This window comes from Rhodovibrio sodomensis (genome assembly GCF_016583645.1).
GTDB classification, from domain to species: Bacteria; Pseudomonadota; Alphaproteobacteria; order Kiloniellales; family Rhodovibrionaceae; genus Rhodovibrio; species Rhodovibrio sodomensis.
Window position 1 is genome coordinate 1 of record NZ_NRRL01000241.1, and the last position, 1,956, is coordinate 1,956.

Below are 1,956 nucleotides of genomic sequence, written 5' to 3' on the forward strand. Positions count from 1 at the left end.
CGGTGTTCAACGTCTGAGCTTCGCTCCAGCGCCTCCCGTCCTCGACCCGCAGAATGTAGAGCGGTGTGAAAGGGCGGCAGCAGACCTACAGAAGGACAGCAGGCCTTCGGATTATGCAGAGTGAATCCGGTCTCCAACCCACGCTGCGGACCTTTCTTGCCCGCGGACTCCGCATAATCGTGGGCTCCGCATAATTCCTGTTATGTGGAGCTCCGCATAACCGCAAGATCACGCAAGGCTTTAACGCCGAATGGGGCGCTGCTTTCTACGCCGGCGTGCGCTCCGTCGTCGACACCGGCCGCCTATACGGCTTGAGCCCGCTCGCCGCCATTCGGCGCGTCCTTACTGGCCAATCCGTTATTCTACCGGCCGCCGCCTGACCTACTCACCGGTGGGGGTGAGCAGTCACGGAAACCCAGCTACCGCGAAGATGCCTACTTCAGGACCACACACACCCGATAGGCCGCACGCCGTCTTGTTCATGCCCGTCGGCCTACCCCCTCGCCGGCGGTGAGCGTGCGGCTTCCGGCCCCGGCGTCCGCCCCCTGCGCCGGGGCCGACCTATGTCGGCCTGTGGAAGCTCTGTTCGCCGACGGTAACAGGGTGCCGCAGGTGGTTCTCGGCGGGGGCAAGCGGACAGACCCAACCCGCCGTGGACTGCTCTGGGCCGTTGTAGGCGCACGACGGATTGTACGCGAAGTTGAAGTCGAGGATCGGCGATCCGGCATCCGTGCGGCCGAGGTCGGCCCCCTTGATCCCGTCCAGCAGATAGCGACCCCCGCCATGGGTGGCGGTATGCGGATCCGCGAACGGCAGGAAGACGCCGCCGCCGTAGCCGCCGATCCAGTACAGCGTCAGTTCGCCGCCGAGCGCGTCCGCCAGCCCGCGCGTCCGGGCGAAGGGCAGCAGGCTGATGCTGCCGTCCTGGCCGATGTCGATCCCGTAGGCCGCGGCGTCCGCGACCGGATCGAGGTCGGGGGTGAAGCGAAACGACGGATCGTAATCGAACACCGTCAGCCCCGTGAACGTCCGCTTCTGGTCCTCCGAGAGCGGCGATTGCGCATGGACCGCCAAGAGGTCGTCGCGTTCCGCCCGCCACATGCGCCAAGCGGCTTGGGGATCGGGCGCGACGCGCACGGCCGCGTAGAGCTCGTTGACCCGGCGGCGCCAGTCGGCGAGGGCCAGCGTCATGTGCGGATCCGCCGTCTCAGCCACGGAGCTCCTCCCGGGCGAGCGCGTCGCTGATCGCTTCGTAGCCCTGGCGGGCGACCATGCGCCCGGCGGCGGTCGCCGACGCGGAGGTGTTCTCGATGCCGGTGCCCTCGACCCAGCGGTTCATCAGGTTGAAGAAGCCGCAGATCAGGGCGGCGCTCTCGACGGCCGCTTCCGGCCAGCCGGCCGCCAGCACCGCGTCGACATCCGCGGCTTCGAGGGTATCGGGCACGGCGTTGAGCTTGTCGACGTAGGCGAGAACCGGCCGGAGCGCGCCGTCCGGGTGGGCGCTTTGGGCGGCGGAAACGGTCGCCTCGAGCGCGTCGGCATCCATGCCCAATTCGAGCGCCGCGATCCGGTGGGAGTCCCGGCAGAAGCCGCAGCCGTTGGCGGCGGACACCCGGGCGGCGATCGCTTCGCGCTGGGCGGGCGTGAACGGGCCACGACCACGCATAATGGCGTTCGCAAAGCGGTGCAAGGGGACGGCGGCGGCCGGGTTGGCCTTGAAGGCGTCGATCAGGGTGCCGGACGGCCGGGAGGGGAGGAAGGTCATGGCGGGCCCCACGGTTTCGCTGTCTCTCGGGGCGCCAAATCTAGTCAGTCTTCTGTCGACCGGGAAAAGCACGATCGCATCACGGTCCCGTGACGCAGGCGGGGTACCAAGCTACCGTCACACACGCGTGAGGTGAGCGTGAGTGCCTTGAAGGGGGAAGCAAAGCATGCCGCCGGGGGTTTCCGAGCTGA

The 1,956-nt window shown here is 68.1% G+C and carries 2 protein-coding genes; both read right to left on the reverse strand.

Features of this window, described 5'->3' with window-relative positions; all coding sequences use genetic code 11:
* Nucleotides 1-561: 561 nt before the first annotated feature.
* Nucleotides 562-1,215, reverse strand: coding sequence for a DUF1684 domain-containing protein (locus CKO28_RS27425; protein ID WP_200344672.1), 654 nt, complete (start codon nt 1,213-1,215; stop codon nt 562-564).
* The gene (locus CKO28_RS27430; protein ID WP_200344674.1) at nt 1,208-1,765 is read right to left on the reverse strand and encodes a carboxymuconolactone decarboxylase family protein; all 558 of its coding nucleotides are present in this window, start codon (nt 1,763-1,765) and stop codon (nt 1,208-1,210) included. Before CKO28_RS27430 ends, CKO28_RS27425 begins: the two co-directional genes overlap by 8 nt.
* Nucleotides 1,766-1,956 lie beyond the last annotated feature (191 nt).

Coding starts and splice junctions, on each gene's coding strand:
- CKO28_RS27430 (WP_200344674.1), bottom strand. CDS start 1,765: ATGACCTTCCTCCCCTCCCGGCCGTCCGGCACCCTGATCGACGCCTTC.